This is a genomic window from Rhizobacter terrae (genome assembly GCF_003852895.1).
GTDB classification, from domain to species: Bacteria; Pseudomonadota; Gammaproteobacteria; order Burkholderiales; family Burkholderiaceae_C; genus Albitalea; species Albitalea terrae.
On sequence record NZ_QUSW01000006.1, the window covers coordinates 300454 to 316438 of the forward strand.

Annotated in this window: 15 protein-coding genes; 10 read left to right on the forward strand and 5 right to left on the reverse strand. The window is 67.7% G+C overall.

The genetic code is table 11. The features are described from left to right. Positions 1-47 precede the first annotated feature (47 nt). From DZC73_RS21415 to DZC73_RS21435, 4 genes are all read left to right on the forward strand, one after another. On the forward strand, positions 48-1211 hold the full coding sequence (locus DZC73_RS21415; RefSeq protein ID WP_124542414.1) for a PAS domain-containing sensor histidine kinase: 1164 nt from the start codon (positions 48-50) through the stop codon (positions 1209-1211). Between the two features lie 172 nt (positions 1212-1383). Beyond that, complete coding sequence (locus DZC73_RS21425) at positions 1384-1743, forward strand: hypothetical protein (RefSeq protein ID WP_124542416.1); 360 nt, start codon at positions 1384-1386, stop codon at positions 1741-1743. Positions 1744-1812: 69 nt separating this feature from the next. Beyond that, positions 1813-2199 (forward strand): DUF4398 domain-containing protein, encoded by a 387-nt coding sequence (locus tag DZC73_RS21430; protein WP_124542417.1) that lies wholly within the window; start codon positions 1813-1815, stop codon positions 2197-2199. A 22-nt stretch (positions 2200-2221) separates the two neighbouring features. Continuing rightward, on the forward strand, positions 2222-3142 hold the full coding sequence (locus DZC73_RS21435; protein WP_124542418.1) for an OmpA family protein: 921 nt from the start codon (positions 2222-2224) through the stop codon (positions 3140-3142). A 71-nt stretch (positions 3143-3213) separates the two neighbouring features. Here the strand turns inward: DZC73_RS21435 and DZC73_RS21440 are convergent, their stop codons facing one another. Then, complete coding sequence (locus DZC73_RS21440; RefSeq protein WP_124542419.1) at positions 3214-3462, reverse strand: hypothetical protein; 249 nt, start codon at positions 3460-3462, stop codon at positions 3214-3216. Positions 3463-3568: 106 nt separating this feature from the next. Between DZC73_RS21440 and DZC73_RS21445 the strand changes: the two genes are divergently transcribed. Then, positions 3569-3787 (forward strand): hypothetical protein, encoded by a 219-nt coding sequence (locus tag DZC73_RS21445; protein WP_124542420.1) that lies wholly within the window; start codon positions 3569-3571, stop codon positions 3785-3787. A 16-nt stretch (positions 3788-3803) separates the two neighbouring features. Here DZC73_RS21445 and fumC read toward each other — a convergent pair whose 3' ends face one another. Further along, positions 3804-5186: a class II fumarate hydratase gene (gene fumC, locus DZC73_RS21450; protein ID WP_124542421.1), complete on the reverse strand. Its 1383-nt coding sequence runs from the start codon at positions 5184-5186 to the stop codon at positions 3804-3806. A 155-nt stretch (positions 5187-5341) separates the two neighbouring features. Here fumC and DZC73_RS21455 point away from each other — a divergent pair, with 155 nt between their 5' ends. The 4 genes from DZC73_RS21455 (at position 5342) to DZC73_RS21470 (ending at position 8574) form a co-directional block, all read left to right on the forward strand. Next, positions 5342-5902 (forward strand): response regulator, encoded by a 561-nt coding sequence (locus DZC73_RS21455; RefSeq protein WP_124542422.1) that lies wholly within the window; start codon positions 5342-5344, stop codon positions 5900-5902. 42 nt (positions 5903-5944) lie between these two features. Beyond that, the gene (locus DZC73_RS21460; protein ID WP_124542423.1) at positions 5945-6205 is read left to right on the forward strand and encodes a hypothetical protein; all 261 of its coding nucleotides are present in this window, start codon (positions 5945-5947) and stop codon (positions 6203-6205) included. 81 nt (positions 6206-6286) lie between these two features. Continuing rightward, positions 6287-7159, forward strand: coding sequence for a transglutaminase family protein (locus tag DZC73_RS21465; RefSeq protein ID WP_235835226.1), 873 nt, complete (start codon positions 6287-6289; stop codon positions 7157-7159). A gap of 83 nt (positions 7160-7242) precedes the next feature. After that, positions 7243-8574, forward strand: a complete 1332-nt coding sequence (locus tag DZC73_RS21470) for a Fic family protein (protein ID WP_235835227.1) — start codon at positions 7243-7245, stop codon at positions 8572-8574. A gap of 13 nt (positions 8575-8587) precedes the next feature. On the opposite strand, the gene DZC73_RS21475 is transcribed toward DZC73_RS21470, so the two are convergent. Next, on the reverse strand, positions 8588-9967 hold the full coding sequence (locus DZC73_RS21475) for a sigma-54-dependent transcriptional regulator (protein WP_124542425.1): 1380 nt from the start codon (positions 9965-9967) through the stop codon (positions 8588-8590). A gap of 228 nt (positions 9968-10195) precedes the next feature. On the opposite strand from DZC73_RS21475, the gene DZC73_RS21480 reads away from it, so the two are divergent. Beyond that, positions 10196-12277: a hybrid sensor histidine kinase/response regulator gene (locus DZC73_RS21480; RefSeq protein WP_161974694.1), complete on the forward strand. Its 2082-nt coding sequence runs from the start codon at positions 10196-10198 to the stop codon at positions 12275-12277. 175 nt (positions 12278-12452) lie between these two features. On the opposite strand, the gene ku is transcribed toward DZC73_RS21480, so the two are convergent. Both ku and ligD read right to left on the reverse strand, forming a co-directional pair. Further along, complete coding sequence (gene ku, locus DZC73_RS21485; protein ID WP_124542427.1) at positions 12453-13427, reverse strand: non-homologous end joining protein Ku; 975 nt, start codon at positions 13425-13427, stop codon at positions 12453-12455. 12 nt (positions 13428-13439) lie between these two features. Continuing rightward, positions 13440-15977, reverse strand: coding sequence for a DNA ligase D (gene ligD, locus DZC73_RS21490; protein WP_235835228.1), 2538 nt, complete (start codon positions 15975-15977; stop codon positions 13440-13442). Positions 15978-15985: the final 8 nt, after the last annotated feature.

Here is a 15985-nt window from a genome sequence, read left to right on the forward strand (position 1 = left end):
AGGCACGCCGATTGCCCTGAAGCGCGGGACATTCAAGGAGACATGCAATGAGCACCCTGGGGGACGACACCTGCGACGGCCGCTTCCGCCTGATGGCGGACACCGTGCCGGTCATGATCTGGGCTGCCGGTGCAGACAAGCAGTTCGAATGGTTCAACCAGACCTGGCTGGACTTCACCGGTCGCACGCCGTCGCAAGAGCGCGGCAGCGGCTGGTTCGGCCGCGTGCACCCCGAGGACCTGGAACGCTGCGTAGGCATCTGGCATGCGAGCTTCGATGCGCGGCAGGCCTTCTCCATGGACTTCCGCCTGCAGCGCGCGGACGGCTCCTGGCGCTGGATGCTGATGAACGGCGTGCCGCGCTACGGCAGCGATGGCGGGCTCGAAGGCTACACGGGCAGCTGCGTCGACATTCACGAGCGCAAGGACCTCGAGGAGCGCCTGGCCGAACGCACGCGCGCCCTGCGGCTGGCCGACCGCCGCAAGGACGAGTTCCTCGCCATGCTCGCGCACGACCTGCGCAACCCGCTCGGGCCGATCGCCAACGCCACGGCCATCCTGAAGATGATGGAGTCGCAGACACCGGCCATCACGCCGGTGCGGCAGATCGTCGAGCGGCAGCTCGAACAGCTGCAGCGCGTGATCGGCGACATGCGCGACGTGACGCGCATCACCCAGGCCAAGGTGGAACTGCACCACCAGACGCTGGACGTGGCCAGGCTCGTGAAGGAGGCCGCGGGCCATGCACAGCCTCAGATCGACAGCCGAGGGCATCGGCTCAGCATCCGCCTGGGGGACACGCCGCTGGCGGTGTCGGGTGATGAGCAGCGGCTGTCGCAGGCGCTGGCGCACCTGCTGTGCAATGCCGCGAAGTTCACCGCCATGCCGGGCGTCATCGAGGTCTTCACCACGCTTGAGGGCGGCCGCGTGAACATCCACGTGCGCGACCACGGCCACGGCATCGCACCGGACTTCCTGCCCCAGGTGTTCGAGCCCTTCGCGCAGGAAAGCCACAGCACGCCACGGACCAACAACGGCCTGGGCGTGGGGCTGACCATCGCGCGGCGTCTCGCTCAACTGCATGGTGGCGACATCACCGCCTTCAGCGGCGGACGCGGCGAAGGCGCGGAGTTCGTGCTGTCGCTGCCCTTGTGCGACGCAGGTGCCACGCCGTCGCACAACCATCGCGAACCTGCAACCTCAGCCCTCTGAACGACTCGCCCCGCGCAGTGCGGGAACAGCACTTGCCAGTCCAGTTCATCGATCAACTCATCTTGGAGATGAACAAATGGGCAAGTACTTCATCGGCTGGCTTCTGGGTGTTCCCGCCATCGTGCTCGTGCTGCTGTACCTCGTCTTCCATTGACACTGGAGGACTCGCAGCATGAGTTCACCAAGCGACAAGGACCGGCCCGAGGCCGGACGCGACACCGAATCGGGCAAGCGCGGCGAAGGCGCGCATGCCCGTGACGGCGACAGCGGCGGCAAGCGCAGCAAGGCCGGCAGCAGCCATGGCGACTGGGTGCCCGACCGCGGTCCGCAGCCCTTGATGGGCGACTACTACACCGGAGGCGGCAACATCGACCGCATCGCCGAGGAACCCGGCACCGCACGCTCGAAAGAGCAGCCTGCGGCGTCGGACTCCGGCAGCGGCGACGACCCGGAAAGAGTTGCCGAGGCCAACCGCAACAAGGGCTTCGACACGACGCACGTGCACACCAGCGGAAGTTCCCGCAAGGTCTGAGCACGCCACCAACACGGGCACGGCAGTTGCCGATCCACTGTCGTGTCCGACTCTGGGAAAGGTCCTTCCATGAGACCCTCCATTCCAGTCCGCGGCGCGGCCCTTGCAGGGCTGATCGCCACTGGCGCCTTGCTGGGCGCCTGCTCCACCGGCCGTGTTCCCACGGCTGAACAACTCGGCGCTTCGCGAGGCGCCATCGATGCCGCGCAAGTGGCCGGCGCGAACGACGCCTCGCCGGAGATGGCGCTGGCGCGCGACAAGCTCGCGCAGGCCGAATCCGCCGCGCGTGCCGAGGACAACCTGAAGGCCCGCCGGCTCGCCGAAGAGGCCGAAGTCGATGCGTTGGCTGCGCGCTCCAAGGCTGCGGCAGACAAGTCGCAGAAGGCCGCCGCCGAATTGGATGCGAGCCTGGCCACCTTGCGCGACGAGATGAATCGCCAGCCCAGGCCGCAGTAGCGGCAGCACGGAGACATCAATCATGAACAAACAACATTGGACGACGTTGGCAGGCGGCATCGCGACCGCCTGGATGCTGAGCGCCTGCTCGACCGCGCCGCAGCGCAATGCAATGCTCGACGAGGCTCACCAGTCGTACGACCGCGCCGCGGCCAACGGCCAGGTGACGCAGTACGCCCAGGGCGAACTGAGCCGCGCGCGCGATGCACTGGCGCGCGCGGACTCGGCCTGGCGAGACAAGCAGGAAGACGCGGAGGTGAACCACCTCGCCTACCTGGCCCAAAAGCGCACGCTGGTGGCCACGAACATCGGTGCGCAGCGCGCAGCCGATGCGCGTGTGGAGACCGCCGGCGCCGAACGCGAACGGCTGCGCGCGGATGTCCGCACTCGTGAAGCGCAAGTGGCGCAGGCGAACGCACGCAGCGCCCAGGCGCAGGCCCAGAACGCGCAGGCCCAGGCCCAGTTCGCGCAGACGCAGGCGCAGAACGCCCAGGCCATGGCCGCCGCCGAAGCCGAGCGGGCCAACCGGCTGCAGCGCGAACTCGCCGAGCTGCAGGCCAAGCCCACCGACCACGGCCTGGTGGTGATGCTGCAGGACGTGCTCTTCGACACCGGCCACGCCACGCTCAAGGAAGGCTCGCAGGCCAAGCTGGACCAGCTGGCCGTGGTGCTGAAGAACCATCCGGAGCGGCGAATCCTGGTGGAAGGCTTCACCGACAGCGTGGGCAGCGATGCGATGAACATGGCCCTGTCGCAGGCGCGGGCCGACTCCGTGCGCAACGCGCTGCTGTCGCGCGGCGTGCCGGCCGATCGCATCGAGACGCGCGGCTATGGTGAAACGCGACCCGTGGCCAGCAACGACAACGCGGCTGGCCGCCAGCAAAACCGCCGCGTGGAAGTCGTTTTTTCGGACGAGCAGGGGAAGTTCGCGGCGGCCCGTTGATTCCGCCGGATACCGCGAACAGAAACCGGGGCCTCGGCCCCGGTTTTCTTTTGTTGAAACGCCCAGTGTTGTCAGTGCACGATGCCCTCCGCCTCATCCTGCTTCTGCGCGGACGTCTGCGTCACCGCCGGATCCGGCCCCAATTGCGCGCCGGTCACGGGCAGCGCGCCGCCCTCGCCTTCCCACACCTGCTCGCGTGGATGTTTGGCCGGGGAAGCATCGGCCGACAGCTTGCGCTTGTCCTGCCATTGCTTGTTGAGTGAGTACAAGGTGCCGATGGCCAGGCCCACCAGCGCGGTTGAAACGAGTCGATTGAGCATGTGAACCTCTTGCAAGGGACGATGGATGCCTGGAGCGGCAACCGGTGTGCCTGAAGGGGCACATGGATTGCCCGTCCAAGGCATTCATCGTTTGCTGGAGCACACCATGTCATCACGTCAGAAACCGCAGGCAGACCCGTCCCAGACCGTCAAGGACGACGAGGCTGAGCACCGCGACAAGAGCCCTCACGAACACCCGCGCTCGCGCAAGCCCAGCGCCGACAGTTCGCAGCGAGACGAGCGCAGCGGAAGCGAAGGCAACCTGCAGCCCGGAAGCAACGATGACGAAGATGCCCGCAGCCGCCGCCGCGACATCGGCCCCTGAGCCTTGAGCGCGAAGTTCAGACCATCTTGGCGGGGACGACCCAGGCGTCGAAATCCGCCCCGTTGACACCCAGCGCCAGCGCCGCGTCGCGCAAAGACGTGCCCTCGTGGTGCGCCTTGTGCGCGATCTTGGCGGAGCGGTCATAGCCGATGTGCGGCGCCAGCGCCGTCACCAGCATCAGCGAGTTCGCGACCAGCTCACGGATGCGCTCGCGGTTGGGCTCGAGGCCCTTCACACAGTGCTCGTTGAAGCTGTCGCAGGCATCGGCCAGCAGCCGCACGCTTTGCAGCAGGTTATGCGCGATGAGCGGCTTGAAGACGTTCAGCTCGAAGTGACCGGACGCGCCACCCACGGCCACGGCGACGTCATTGCCCATGACCTGCGCACAGGCCATGGTCATCGCCTCGCACTGCGTCGGGTTCACCTTGCCGGGCATGATGGAGCTGCCCGGCTCGTTCTCCGGCAGCGTGAGTTCGCCGATGCCGCTGCGCGGGCCCGAGGCCAGCAGGCGCAGGTCGTTGGCGATCTTCATCAAGGCCACCGCGGCCATCTTCAGCGCGCCGTGCAGCATCACCAGGGTGTCGTGCGCCGCCAGCGCCGCGAACTTGTTGGTGGCGCCCACGAAGGGCAGCTCCAGCTCCTGCGCCAGGCGGGCTGCCACACGATCGCCGAACTCCGGATGCGCATTCAGCCCCGTGCCCACCGCCGTGCCGCCCAGCGCCAGCTCGAACACCGGGAACAACGCCGCGCCGATCGCCGCGTGCGCCTGGGTGAGCTGGGCCGCATAGCCGGAGAACTCCTGCCCGAGCGTGAGCGGCGTGGCGTCCTGCAGGTGGGTGCGGCCGATCTTCACGATGTCCTTGTAGTCATGGGACTTGGCGGCGAACTCGTCGCGCAGCGCCGCCAGCGACGGCAGCAGGCGGCGCGACACGGCCACGGCCGCCGCCACGTTCATCGCGGTCGGGAACACGTCGTTGGACGACTGTCCCTTGTTGACGTGGTCGTTCGGGTGCACCACCCGCTCGCCGCCTTCCGCGCCATTGATCGTCTCGGACGCGAGGTTGGCCAGCACCTCGTTCATGTTCATGTTGGTCTGGGTACCGGAGCCCGTCTGCCACACCACCAGCGGGAACTCGCCGTCGTAGCCGCCGGCCAGCACGCGGGTGGCGGCGTCCTCGATGGCGTCGGCCAGTGTCGCGTCCAGCATGCCCAGCTCGCGGTTCACACCCGCGGCGGCCCGCTTCACCATCGCCAGCGCCCGCAGCAGCTCGATGGGCATGCGCTCGCCAGAGATGCGGAAGTGCTCCAGCGAACGCTGCGTCTGGGCGCCCCAGCGGCGGTCGGCGTCGACCTCGATGGGGCCCATGGAATCGGTCTCGATCCTCTTGCGGGTTGTCATGGCGTCAGCAGATTTTTCCAGTGGAGGTGCGGGCAGCTTAGTCCCGCCCGAAGAAGCCGGCTGGCGGCGTGGTGAATGTCACATCCGCACGGCGCACGCCACGGGCACACCGCTTGCCATGCAGGGGCTTGCACCCATTGCGAGGACCCTCAATCGTGCCCACTTTCATCGACGCCCAGGACAACGCGTTCCCAACCCAGGCCGCGCCCACGCGCACCGTGCTGTACGTGGAAGACCACCCGGTGAATGTGCTGGTCATGCAGGCGCTGTTCGCCAAGCGGCCCGAGCTCAAGCTCGTGGTGGCACTGGACGGCGGCGAAGCACTGACCCTCGCCAGCGAAGAACGCCCCGAGCTGCTCCTGCTGGACCTGTGCCTGCCCGACTGCCACGGCGCGGACTTGCTGCAACGCCTGCGCCAGATGGCCCACCTGCGCGACGTGCCCGCCGTGGCGGTGACCGCCGAGACCGTGACCGACCTCACGGCGCAGGGCTTTCGCGAGATCTGGCACAAGCCCATGGACATGCGCAGCACGCTGATGCGGCTGGACTGGATCCTCGCGCAGCCGGAGATCGAACGCATGCATGCGGCAGCGAGCGCCTCGGCCACCTGGGCCAACCCGCAACGGGCGGCGCACCGCCAGGCGCCGGCGCCGATTCCCTTTCCCACGTCGCAGGTGGCTGATGCGCCGCTGGACGTGCTCACCGAGGCGGCTTGAGCCAAACGCTGAATCCTTGCGCTGAACCCACAGGAGAATCCCATGAGCAGCAACACCCCCGCCGACAAGGCCAAGGGCGGCACCGTCCAGGGCGAAGGCGACTACGAGGCCGGCCGCCGGTTTGACAAGGCCGAGCAGGACTTCGTGAAGTCGGGCAAGGCAGGCGAGCGCAGCGGCCAGGCCGCGCCGCACGACGCCGCCGAAGCATCGGAGCTGGAAGACGCCGAGAGCGAAGGCCGCTCGCACTCCAAGGGCGAAGCGCCTGGCGACCTCGACACGAAGAAGAATCGCCCGCAGCGCTGACGGGATTCGGCGCCTGCACAGCCCGTGATGTCACGGGCACGCGCGAGAATGGCCGCTGCACGGGCAGCCACGGGATCTTTCGTGTCCATCATCTTCGACATCACCCACACCACCGAATACCGATACAACAAGCCGGTGACGTTCGGCGAGCACCGGCTGATGTTCAGGCCGCGCGACAGCCACGACCTGCGCGTGCTGGCCACCGACCTGCAGGTGGATCCGCCGGCGCAGGACATCCGGCTCATCCAGGACGCGTACGAGAACTCCATCGCCCTGGTGCAGCCCGGTTCACCCTCGCAGGCGCTGAAGTTCACCTGCACCTTCACCGTGGAGCACACCGGTTCGCGCGCACTCGACCTGCCGCTGAGCCCCGGCGCCGAGCACTTCCCGTTCGAATACGCCGCCGAAGACCGGCAGGTGCTGCAGCACTACCTCACGCCGTTCTACGACGCCGACGAAACGCTCATGGCCTGGGCGCGCCAGTTCGTCGGGCCCGACAGCCGGCAGATCCTCGTGGACATGACGCGCAGCATCCGCGAGACCATGGACTACAAGCCCCGCGACGAGGAAGGCGTGCAGACGCCGCGCGAGACGCTCGAGCGCAAGCAAGGCACCTGCCGCGACTTCGCGACGCTGATGGTGGAGGCCGTGCGCCGGCTCGGATACGCGGCGCGCTTCGTGTCCGGCTACGTGTACACACCGGACCTGGACGCACCTTCCGAAGAGAAGATCGCGCCCGGCGCGACCCACGCGTGGGTGCAGGTGTTCATGCCCGGCGCGGGCTGGATGCCCTTCGACCCCACCAACAACCTCATCGGCGGCACCGACCTCATCCGCGTGGGTGTGGCCCGGCATGCAAGCTTCGCTTCGCCGGTGAGCGGCGTGTGGATGGGGGCACCCGAGGACTACGACGGGATGGTGGTGGAGGTGTCGGTGAAGAAGCGATCGACGTGATCCGATTTTTTAACATCAGCTCATCACATTCGTTATAATCAGCTCAATCCGGATCAAATCAGCTCAAACGGGCTGACCTCGCCTTGAGCTCACCCACTCCCTTCGAGACTGCCGTGCTGGATGCCGTGCGCATCCGCCGGACCGCGTCCAGCTCCGACCTCGCGCGAATCACAGGCGCCAGTCCGGCCACGGTCAAGCGTGCACTGGAGCGGCTCGTGGCAGCGGGCGCGCTGCTCCGGTCCGGCCTGGCCCGCGCGACGCGCTACACCTTGCCGGAAAGACGTGGCTACGCAACCGCCGCGCCCACCGTGCTCGTCGCGGCAGAGCCTGAGCCGATCGTGTCTCCCGAACTGCCCTGGTCTGCGAAGAGTGTCGCGGCCCGCCAGCGCCTCGCGCAGTCCGCGGGCAACCGCGAGCCGCTCGCCTATCAGCGCAGCTTGGTCGATCGCTACGTTCCCAACCAGACCCATTGGCTGCCGGCAAAGCTGGCCGCGGAACTCGCCGAGTCCGGCAGCATGAAAGGCCGGCAGCCCGCAGGCACCTGTGCCCGCCGGGTGCTGGCGCAGTGGCTCATCGACCTGGCGTGGTCCTCGTCAAGACTGGAAGGCAACCGCCATTCGCTGCTGGCCGCCGCCGACTTGTTCAAGACGGGCCTGGTACATGGCGACGTGGACGCGATCATGCTGCTCAACCACCAACGGGCCATCGAGTTCATGGTCGACGCCGTGCCGGTGCACGGCCTCACCGAATCGGTCGTCTGCAACGTCCATGCGCTGCTGCTCGAGCAGTTGCTCGCCGATCCGCACGCGCTGGGTGTTGTCCGAAAGAATGGCGACCTGCCCGCCCAGATGTTCACCGCCATCATCGACAAGGCACGGCAGGTGAAGAACCCCGTGGAAGCGGCGTTCTTCCTCTGGGTGAACCTGGCCTACCTCCAACCCTTCGAAGACGGCAACGGGCGCGCCAGCCGCCTGGCCGCCAACATCCCGCTCGTGCTGCGCAACTGCGCGCCCCTGTCGTTCAACGACATCGATCCGAACGACCACGCCTTGGCGATGACCGGCGTGGCCGAACAGCTGGACTTGTCCATGGCCACCGACCTCTTCACCTGGACCTACCGCCGGTCCATGAAGAAGTACGCGATGGTGCTGCAGTCGCTTGAATCAATGACGGCGCTCGACCCGCTGCGGCTGCGCTACCGCGAGTCGCTCGCCGATGCAATCCAGCTCGTCGTGCGGGAACGGCAGAGCCTTCGCGAGGCGCTGTCCGCCTTGTCGCTGGACGAGACCTCTGCGCCTGGCTTGCGAGACATGCTGGCCAAAGAGCTGGCCGCCCTGGGCAGCCACAACTGCGCCCGCTACCGGCTGGACATGGCCGCCACCGGCACCTGGGTGGCCGCCGGCCGTCCATCGTGAGGCCGCGGCGTCCTCAGTTGTCGTCGCCCTGCCCGGCTTGCTTCTCCGGCACGGTGGAGTATTCCTTCAGCCGGTTGTAGAGCGTCTTCAGGCTCACGCCCAAGGTGGCGGCGGTCTTTTCCTTGTGGCGCCCGAAGTATTCGAGCGTCGCGAGCGTCACCTGCCGCTCGATCTCCGACAGCGGCGTGCCCACGCGCACCTGCAGCACCGGCGCGCCGGTCATCACCGGCAGCGGCGTCTCGGTGGTGGGCAGGCATTCGTCGACGATGGTCGTGTCCGGCGCCATCACGTAGGCGCGGTGCACGATGTTGCGCAGCTCGCGGACGTTGCCGGGCCAGCGGTAGCTCTGCAGCCGCAGCAGCGCCTGCGGCGCGAAGTGCTTGACCTGCCCCTCGCGGCGCGAGATCTCGTCCAGAAAATGCTCGGCGATCAGCGGAATGTCGTCCTGCCGGTCGCGCAGCGGCGGCAGGTGGATCGGGAACACATTCAAGCGGTACAACAGGTCTTCGCGCAGCTTGCCCTGTTGAACCGCTTCCATCGGATTGCGGTTGGTCGCCGCGATCATGCGAACGTCGGTCTCCAGCAGCTGGGTGGAACCCACCCGCATGAAGGTGCCGGTTTCCAGCACGCGCAGCAGCTTGACCTGCAGGTCCAGCGGCATCTCGGTGATTTCATCGAGGAACAGCGTGCCGCCGCTGGCGCGCTCGAAGAAGCCCTGGTGCTGGCGGTCCGCACCGGTGAAGCTGCCCTTCTCGTGGCCGAAGATCTCGCTCTCGATGAGGTGCGGCGAGATGGCGCCGCAGTTCACCGCCAGGAAGGGCTTGGCGCGCCGGCGGCTCAGGTCATGCACCGTGCGGGCCACCACCTCCTTGCCGCTGCCGCTCTCGCCGGTGACGAACACCGTCACCGCCGTGCCCGACACGCGCAGGATCTGCTCGTACACCCGGCGCATGCCGGCGCTCTTGCCCCACAGCAGGCCGAAGTGGCCCTCCTGCTCCAGGCTCGATTGCAGGCTGTCGGCTTCCGCCCGCAGCGTGGCCGGCTTGGTCACGCGCGACAGGATGCCGTGCAGCTGCTTCATGTTCAGCGGCTTGACCAGGTAGTCGGCCGCGCCCAGGCGCAGCGCCTGGATGGACGTTTCCAGGCTGGCATGCCCGGTGATGAGCACGACCTCGGTGTTGGCCAGCAGCTTGCCGTCGTCGAACAGCTGCATGCCGCTGCCGTCGGGCAGCATGAGGTCCAGCAGGACAATGTCCGGCTCCTGCAAGGCGAGTTGCTTGCGCGCGTCGCGCAGGGAGCCGGCGGTGGCGACGGTGAAACCTTCGGCCGCGATCAGCGCGGCCATCATTTCCGCGGAGTCGGCTTCGTCGTCGACAACCAATGCGTGGGGCATTGCGAACTTCCTCCAGAGGGTGCATCCAGTGCGTGAATGTGCCGCGCAACATGACCTCGCGCGGCAGGATGGCGTGCATCGCACGACATCCGGAGATGGGGCATTATGTGCGAACGGACAACCCCAATCCATCTGTAATTGACTGTTTCCCGCGGGGTCAAACAGGCATGATCGATGCAGTCGGCGCACACCAAAAAGCCTCGCAGGACCACGGTCAATGAACGCTGGATGCTCGCCTGGGTGTGGGCCGCCGCGCTCCTGCCCGCTGCGATGTTCGGCGTGGCCGCCTGGCAAAGCCATGCCAACGCCTGGCAGCAGGCGCAGGCCGACATCGACCACGCGGTGCGCATCGCCAATGAGCATGCCCAGCGGGTCATGCAGACCCACGAGCTGGTGTTCGACCGCATCGACGAGGAGCTGTCGGGCCTGTCGGATGCGCAGATCATCGATTCCCACGACCAGATCCGCCAGCAGTTGCTGCGAACCCTGCAGCGCGTGCCCGCCCTCAAGACGCTGAGCGTCTGGGACAACGAGGGCCGCCAGCTCGTCACCAGCGACGAGCCGCCGGCCAAGGGCAGCGAGGTTCGCGCCCCTGACCGCGAGTTCTTCCGCCTCGCCACCGCCGAGGCGGGCCGCACCGCCACCCGCTACACCGTCGCGCCGGACCCGTCCGAGTCCACCGGCCAGTTGCTGATGATGAGCCGCCGCCGCGAGGACCGCATGGGTCGCTTCGTCGGCGTGGTGGTGGCCAGCGTCCGGCCGAGCTACTTCTTCGACTTCTACACCGAGTTGGGCCGCACCGAACCGGGCATGTCGCTGTCGCTGTTCGACCAGTCCGGCCGCATCATCACCCGCATGCCGGCGCCGGAGCTGCCGGTACAGCGCGCCCCGATGACCGGCCACATGATGCAGCGCATCGCCGCCGGCGAGAACGCTGCCATGCTGACCATCACCTCGCCGGTGGACCAGCAGCGGCGGCTCATCGCGTACCGGCGCATCGACGACACACCGCTGTACACGGCCGCGGGCAAGGCGAACGAGGTCATCCTCGCTGAATGGCGCAGCACGCTGTGGCTGCTGGCGGCGTTCATCGTACCCATGGCCGGGGCCCTGGCGTACGTCGCGGCCATCGCCAGGCGCCGCACGCAACGCGAAGTGCAGGCGCTGCGCCGGCTGAACAAGGAGGCCGACAAGCGTCTCAAGATCGAGGCGGCGCTGCGGCAGTCGCAGAAGCTCGAAGCCATGGGCCACCTCACCGGCGGCGTGGCCCACGACGTGAACAACCTGCTGATGGTGGTCAACAACAACGCCCACCTGCTGGAGCGCATGCGTCCGGGCATGGACACCACGCCGGCCATCAACTCCATCAAGCGCGCGGTCGAGGCAGGCACCCGGCTCACGCGGCAGCTGCTGGCCTTCTCGCGGCGGCAGGCCTGGCGGGCGGAGGTGATCGACCTGCGGCGCTGGCTGCCCTCGGTCACGGACCTGCTGCGGCACACGCTCACGCAGAGCATCCGCATCGAGCATGAGGTGGCGCATGACATCCGCATGGTGTCGGTGGACGCGGCCGAGCTGGAGCTGGCCCTCATCAACCTCGCCATCAACGCCCGCGATGCCATGCCCGAGGGCGGCGCCCTTCGCATCCTGGTGCGCAATGCCGGCAAGGAGGACGTGTCGCTGGACGGCGAGTTCGTGGAGATCCGCGTCAGCGACGAGGGCGTGGGCATCCCCCCCGAGCTGCTGGAGCGCGTGTTCGAACCCTTCTTCACCACCAAGGAGATCGGCAAGGGCACGGGGCTGGGCCTGAGCCAGGTCTACGGCTTTTGCAAGCAGGCGGGCGGCGTGGCGGTCATCCACAGCTCGCCGGGCAGCGGCACGGCGGTGTCGATGTTCCTGCTGGCGGCGCCGGAAGCCTCGGCGCCCCCACCACCGCCCAGCACGGCCCTGCCCGAAGGCGACGGCCACGTGCTGCTGGTGGAAGACAACGACGACGTCGCCGCGGCCACGGCGGCGCTGCTGGAGCGCCTGGGCTACCGCATCACCCGCGCGTCGTCCGCCCCGCAGGCACTGGCGCTGATCGATTCCTCCGAGGAGCCCTTCGACGGCGTGCTCAGCGACATCGTGATGGCCGGCGGCATGGACGGCATCGAGCTCGCCTTGGCGCTGCGACAGTCGCGTCCGGAGCTGCCCGTGGTGCTGATGACAGGCTACACCTCGCGGCTGGAAGCGGCCATCGCGGCGGGGCTCACCGTCATCGCCAAGCCCTGCCAGCCGGCAGAGCTGGCCGGGGCGCTGGCACGGGCCATGTAGGTCGGCATGCGGGTTGCCGGTGAACGGCATGCCCATCCTGCGATTCGACTACGACGACTTCTGCGCGCTGTGCGATCGCCTGATCGACCGCACCCCGCCCTTGCTGCGGCGATCACCACGCCAGTTCGGCAGCGTGGTCGCGGAGCACCGCTTCCGCGGCCTGTGGTTCCACGCCTCAGGCGGCCTTCTTGCGCCCTGGGGCCCGGGCCTTCGCCGTCGACTTGGTTTCCCGCGAGGCAGCCGCCGCGCGTAGCGGGGCACGCTCGGCCTTCTGCGGCTTGGGCTCGCGGCTGCTGCGCGGCTCCTTCGCGGCCGGCTGCGCCTTGGCGGCCGCCTTCGACCCGCCGCGCAGGCTGCGCTGCAGCAGCTCGGTGAGATCCACCACGTTCGACGGCGCCGCCGCGCCCTCCTCCTGCGCCTCGGGCTTGATGACCGTCTCCGTCTGGCCCGCGTCGACCTTCTGGTGCACCAGCTTCATGATCTCCTCGCTGAAGGTGTCGTGGAACTGGTCCGGGTCCCAATGCGTGGTGAGCTCGTCCACCAATTGCTCGGCCATCGACAGCTCCTTCTCCTTCAGGCCGACGGCCTTGGTACCGGCCTCGGGCAGGTTGAGCTGGTCCCAGGGGCGGATGGCTTCGCCCCAGCGCACGAGGTTGAGCACCAGCGCCGGGCCGGACGGGATGAGTGCCGCCAGGTGCTGCCTGGTCTGGATGACCACCCGCGCGATGCCCACCCGCCCCGTCTTGAGCAGCGTCTCGCGCAGCAGCGCATAGACCTTGTCGCCCTTGCCCAGCGGCGAAAGGTAGTACGGCCGGTCGAGGTAGACGAAGGGCAGCTCGTTCATGGGCACGAAGGCCTCGATCTCGATGGTCTGCGTGCTCTTGGGGTACGCCGCCTTGATCTCCTCGTCGGTGAGGACCACGTAATGCCCGCTCTCGTACTCCACGCCCTTGACGATGTTCTCCTTGTCGATCTCCTTGCCGGTCTTCTTGTTGATGCGCTTGTAGCCCACCGGGTCCATGCTGCGCTTGTCCAGCCAGTCGAAATCGATGCCGGTGTCGGCCGTGGCGGAGTGCAAGGCGACAGGGATGTGCACCAGCCCGAAGCTGATGGCGCCTTTCCACAGGGTGCGGGTGCTCGAGGTGGCCATGCGGGTTCTCCTTCAAGAGGGTTCGAAGCCGAGGGCCTTCATGGCCTTGCCCAGCGTCTGCCGTGTCTTCGCGTAGCCGGCCCACGGGTCGGTGCCGGCCTCCAGTCGTTCATGCACGTTGCGGATGGTCCAGTGCGCGCCGCCGGTCAGGTCGGGCAGCTCGTCCCAGGCCACGGGCACGGACACGCCCAGGCCCGGACGGGCCCGCGCCGAGAATGCGCTGGCAGTGGTGGCGCCGCGCCCGTTGCGCAGGTAGTCCGGGAACACCTTGCCCACCCGGTTCTTCGGACCGCTCTTGGCGGCGAACCGATCGGGCAGCACCTTGGCCAGGTGCTGCACCACGGCCTGCGAGAAGTCCTTGACCGTGTCCCAGCCGTCGCGGCGAGTGAGCGGCACCACGATGTGCAGGCCCTTGCCGCCGCTGGTCTTGAGGAAGTTCGCGAGGCCCAGTTCGTCGAGCAGCGAATGCACGAGCTGCGCCGCCTCCTGCATCTGCGGCCAAGGGACGTCTTCGCCGGGGTCGAGGTCGAAGGTCATGCGGTCAGGGCGTTCGATGTCGTTGACCGTGGAGTTCCAGGTGTGGAACTCGATCACGTTCATCTGCGCGGCGCTGATGAGCGCGGTGAAGCTGTCGATGGACAGCATGGGCGGATGTCCCGGGTACAGCGACTTGTCCAGCAGCGTGACGTCGGCGATTTTCAGCGTCTCGGCGTGCTTCTGGTAGAAGAGCTGGCCGCCGACACCCGAAGGCGCGCGCACCAGCGCCACCGCCCTCTTGGCCAGGTGCGGCAGGATATGCCGCGAGGCCAGCAGGTAGTAGTCGACCAGCTCCTTCTTGGTGATGCCAGTGCTCTCGTCGATCACCCGCTCGGGGTGGCTGATGCGAAGGTCCTTCGGCAGCGCAGGCAGGTCCGTCGGCTTGGCCTTGGCCCGGGCCGCCTTCTTCACCGGCACCGGCTCTTCCTTGGTGATGACGCTGGACGGCTTGTCCGTGCGCAGGCCGTGGAATACCGAGTGGCGGATGCGTCCCTCGGGTGTCCATTCACCAAAGGACACCTCGGCCACCAGCTTCGGTTGCACCCAGTGGCCGCGCGCCTCGGCGGGCTTGTGGGCGAGCGGCGTCTTGTCCACCTGCAGGTCGTGCAGCTTTTTCTTCAGCGTGGCCAGCGTGCTGGTGTCGAAGCCCGAGCCCACCTTGCCGGCGTAGCGCAGGTCTCCCTTCTCATCATGGATGGCCAGCAGCAGCGAGCCGATGCCCACGCGCGAGCCCGAGGGGTCGGTGTACCCCACGATCACGAACTCCTGCCGGTGTGTGCACTTGAGCTTGATCCACGTCGGCGAGCGGTGCGACACGTAGCTCGCATCGCGCCGCTTGCCGATCACGCCTTCCAGCCGCATGCGGCAGGCGTTGTGCAGGATCTCCTCGGGTGCGGCCTGGAAGTCCTCGCTGAAGCGGATGCGCTCGCCCGTGCGGCCGTCGAGCAGCCCGCGCAGGAACTCGCGCCGCTGCTGCAAAGGCACGGCGCGCAGGTCGTGCCCGCCGAAGAACGGCACGTCGAAGAGGTAGTACTGGATGCGTTCGGTGTGGGACGAATCGAAGGCGTTCTGCAGCGCGTTGAAGTCCGGTGCGCCTTGCGCGCCCGGCACGACGATCTCGCCGTCGAGCCAGCCTGAAGGCAAGCCCAGCGAGGCGACCTCCGCGGCGAGCGTCTTCATCTTCGACGTCCAGTCATTGCCGTTGCGCGTGAAAAGCCGCACCTCACCGCCATCGATGCGCGCGAGGATGCGGTAGCCGTCGAACTTGATCTCGTAGACCCAGTCTTCGCCGGCTGGCGCCTGGTCGACCAGCGTGGCGAGCTGTGGAGCGAGCATCAGGGGCAGCTTGGCTTTCTTGGCGCCGTCTGGAATGGACGGGAGGCCCGTGGATCCCGGCCTCCGTCGGGATGAGGCGGTTGGTGCGCGCCTCAACTTCGTCCCCGACAACACGCTGTCGGGCATCTCATCCACCACCGAGAACTCCGATGCCGGCCGAGCCGCATCGTCGCGCTCCTTGATCAACAGCCACGGCTCCTGCTTCTCATTGGCGTGCCCATGCATGCGCACCAGCGTCCAAGCACCGTGCAACTTTTCGCCATGCAGGCGGAACTTCAGCTTGCCCTCGCGGTAGCCCTTGGACGGATCGCCCACGGGTTCCCAGCTGCCGCGGTCCCACACGATCACCGTTCCTGCGCCGTACTGGCCAGGCGGAATGACACCCTCGAAGCCGCCATACGACAGCGGATGGTCCTCCACGTGCACCGCCATGCGCTTGTCGTTCGGATCGAAGCTCGGCCCCTTGGGCACGGCCCAGCTCTTGAGCGTGCCCTCCAGCTCCAACCGGAAGTCGTAGTGCAGCCGCGACGCCGCGTGTTTCTGGATGACGAACCCCAACGCCTTGCCAGCCTTTGCAGCCTTGCCTCGCGGCTCGGGCGTGACGCTGAAGTCACGTTTTTGCCAGTAGTGATGCAACTGTTCGGTCATGGCCTCGGAGGCAGCAATCCGGATACCCATGCACCGCC

Excerpts from the sequence above, each read along its gene's own strand:
- DZC73_RS21445 (WP_124542420.1), top strand. The coding sequence starts at position 3,569 with ATGTCATCACGTCAGAAACCGCAGGCAGACCCGTCCCAGACCGTCAAG.
- fumC (WP_124542421.1), bottom strand. The coding sequence starts at position 5,186 with ATGACAACCCGCAAGAGGATCGAGACCGATTCCATGGGCCCCATCGAG.
- ku (WP_124542427.1), bottom strand. The coding sequence starts at position 13,427 with ATGGCCACCTCGAGCACCCGCACCCTGTGGAAAGGCGCCATCAGCTTC.
- DZC73_RS21475 (WP_124542425.1), bottom strand. The coding sequence starts at position 9,967 with ATGCCCCACGCATTGGTTGTCGACGACGAAGCCGACTCCGCGGAAATG.
- DZC73_RS21440 (WP_124542419.1), bottom strand. The coding sequence starts at position 3,462 with ATGCTCAATCGACTCGTTTCAACCGCGCTGGTGGGCCTGGCCATCGGC.
- DZC73_RS21425 (WP_124542416.1), top strand. The coding sequence starts at position 1,384 with ATGAGTTCACCAAGCGACAAGGACCGGCCCGAGGCCGGACGCGACACC.
- DZC73_RS21460 (WP_124542423.1), top strand. The coding sequence starts at position 5,945 with ATGAGCAGCAACACCCCCGCCGACAAGGCCAAGGGCGGCACCGTCCAG.
- DZC73_RS21480 (WP_161974694.1), top strand. The coding sequence starts at position 10,196 with ATGCTCGCCTGGGTGTGGGCCGCCGCGCTCCTGCCCGCTGCGATGTTC.
- ligD (WP_235835228.1), bottom strand. The coding sequence starts at position 15,977 with ATGGGTATCCGGATTGCTGCCTCCGAGGCCATGACCGAACAGTTGCAT.
- DZC73_RS21415 (WP_124542414.1), top strand. The coding sequence starts at position 48 with ATGAGCACCCTGGGGGACGACACCTGCGACGGCCGCTTCCGCCTGATG.
- DZC73_RS21430 (WP_124542417.1), top strand. The coding sequence starts at position 1,813 with ATGAGACCCTCCATTCCAGTCCGCGGCGCGGCCCTTGCAGGGCTGATC.
- DZC73_RS21435 (WP_124542418.1), top strand. The coding sequence starts at position 2,222 with ATGAACAAACAACATTGGACGACGTTGGCAGGCGGCATCGCGACCGCC.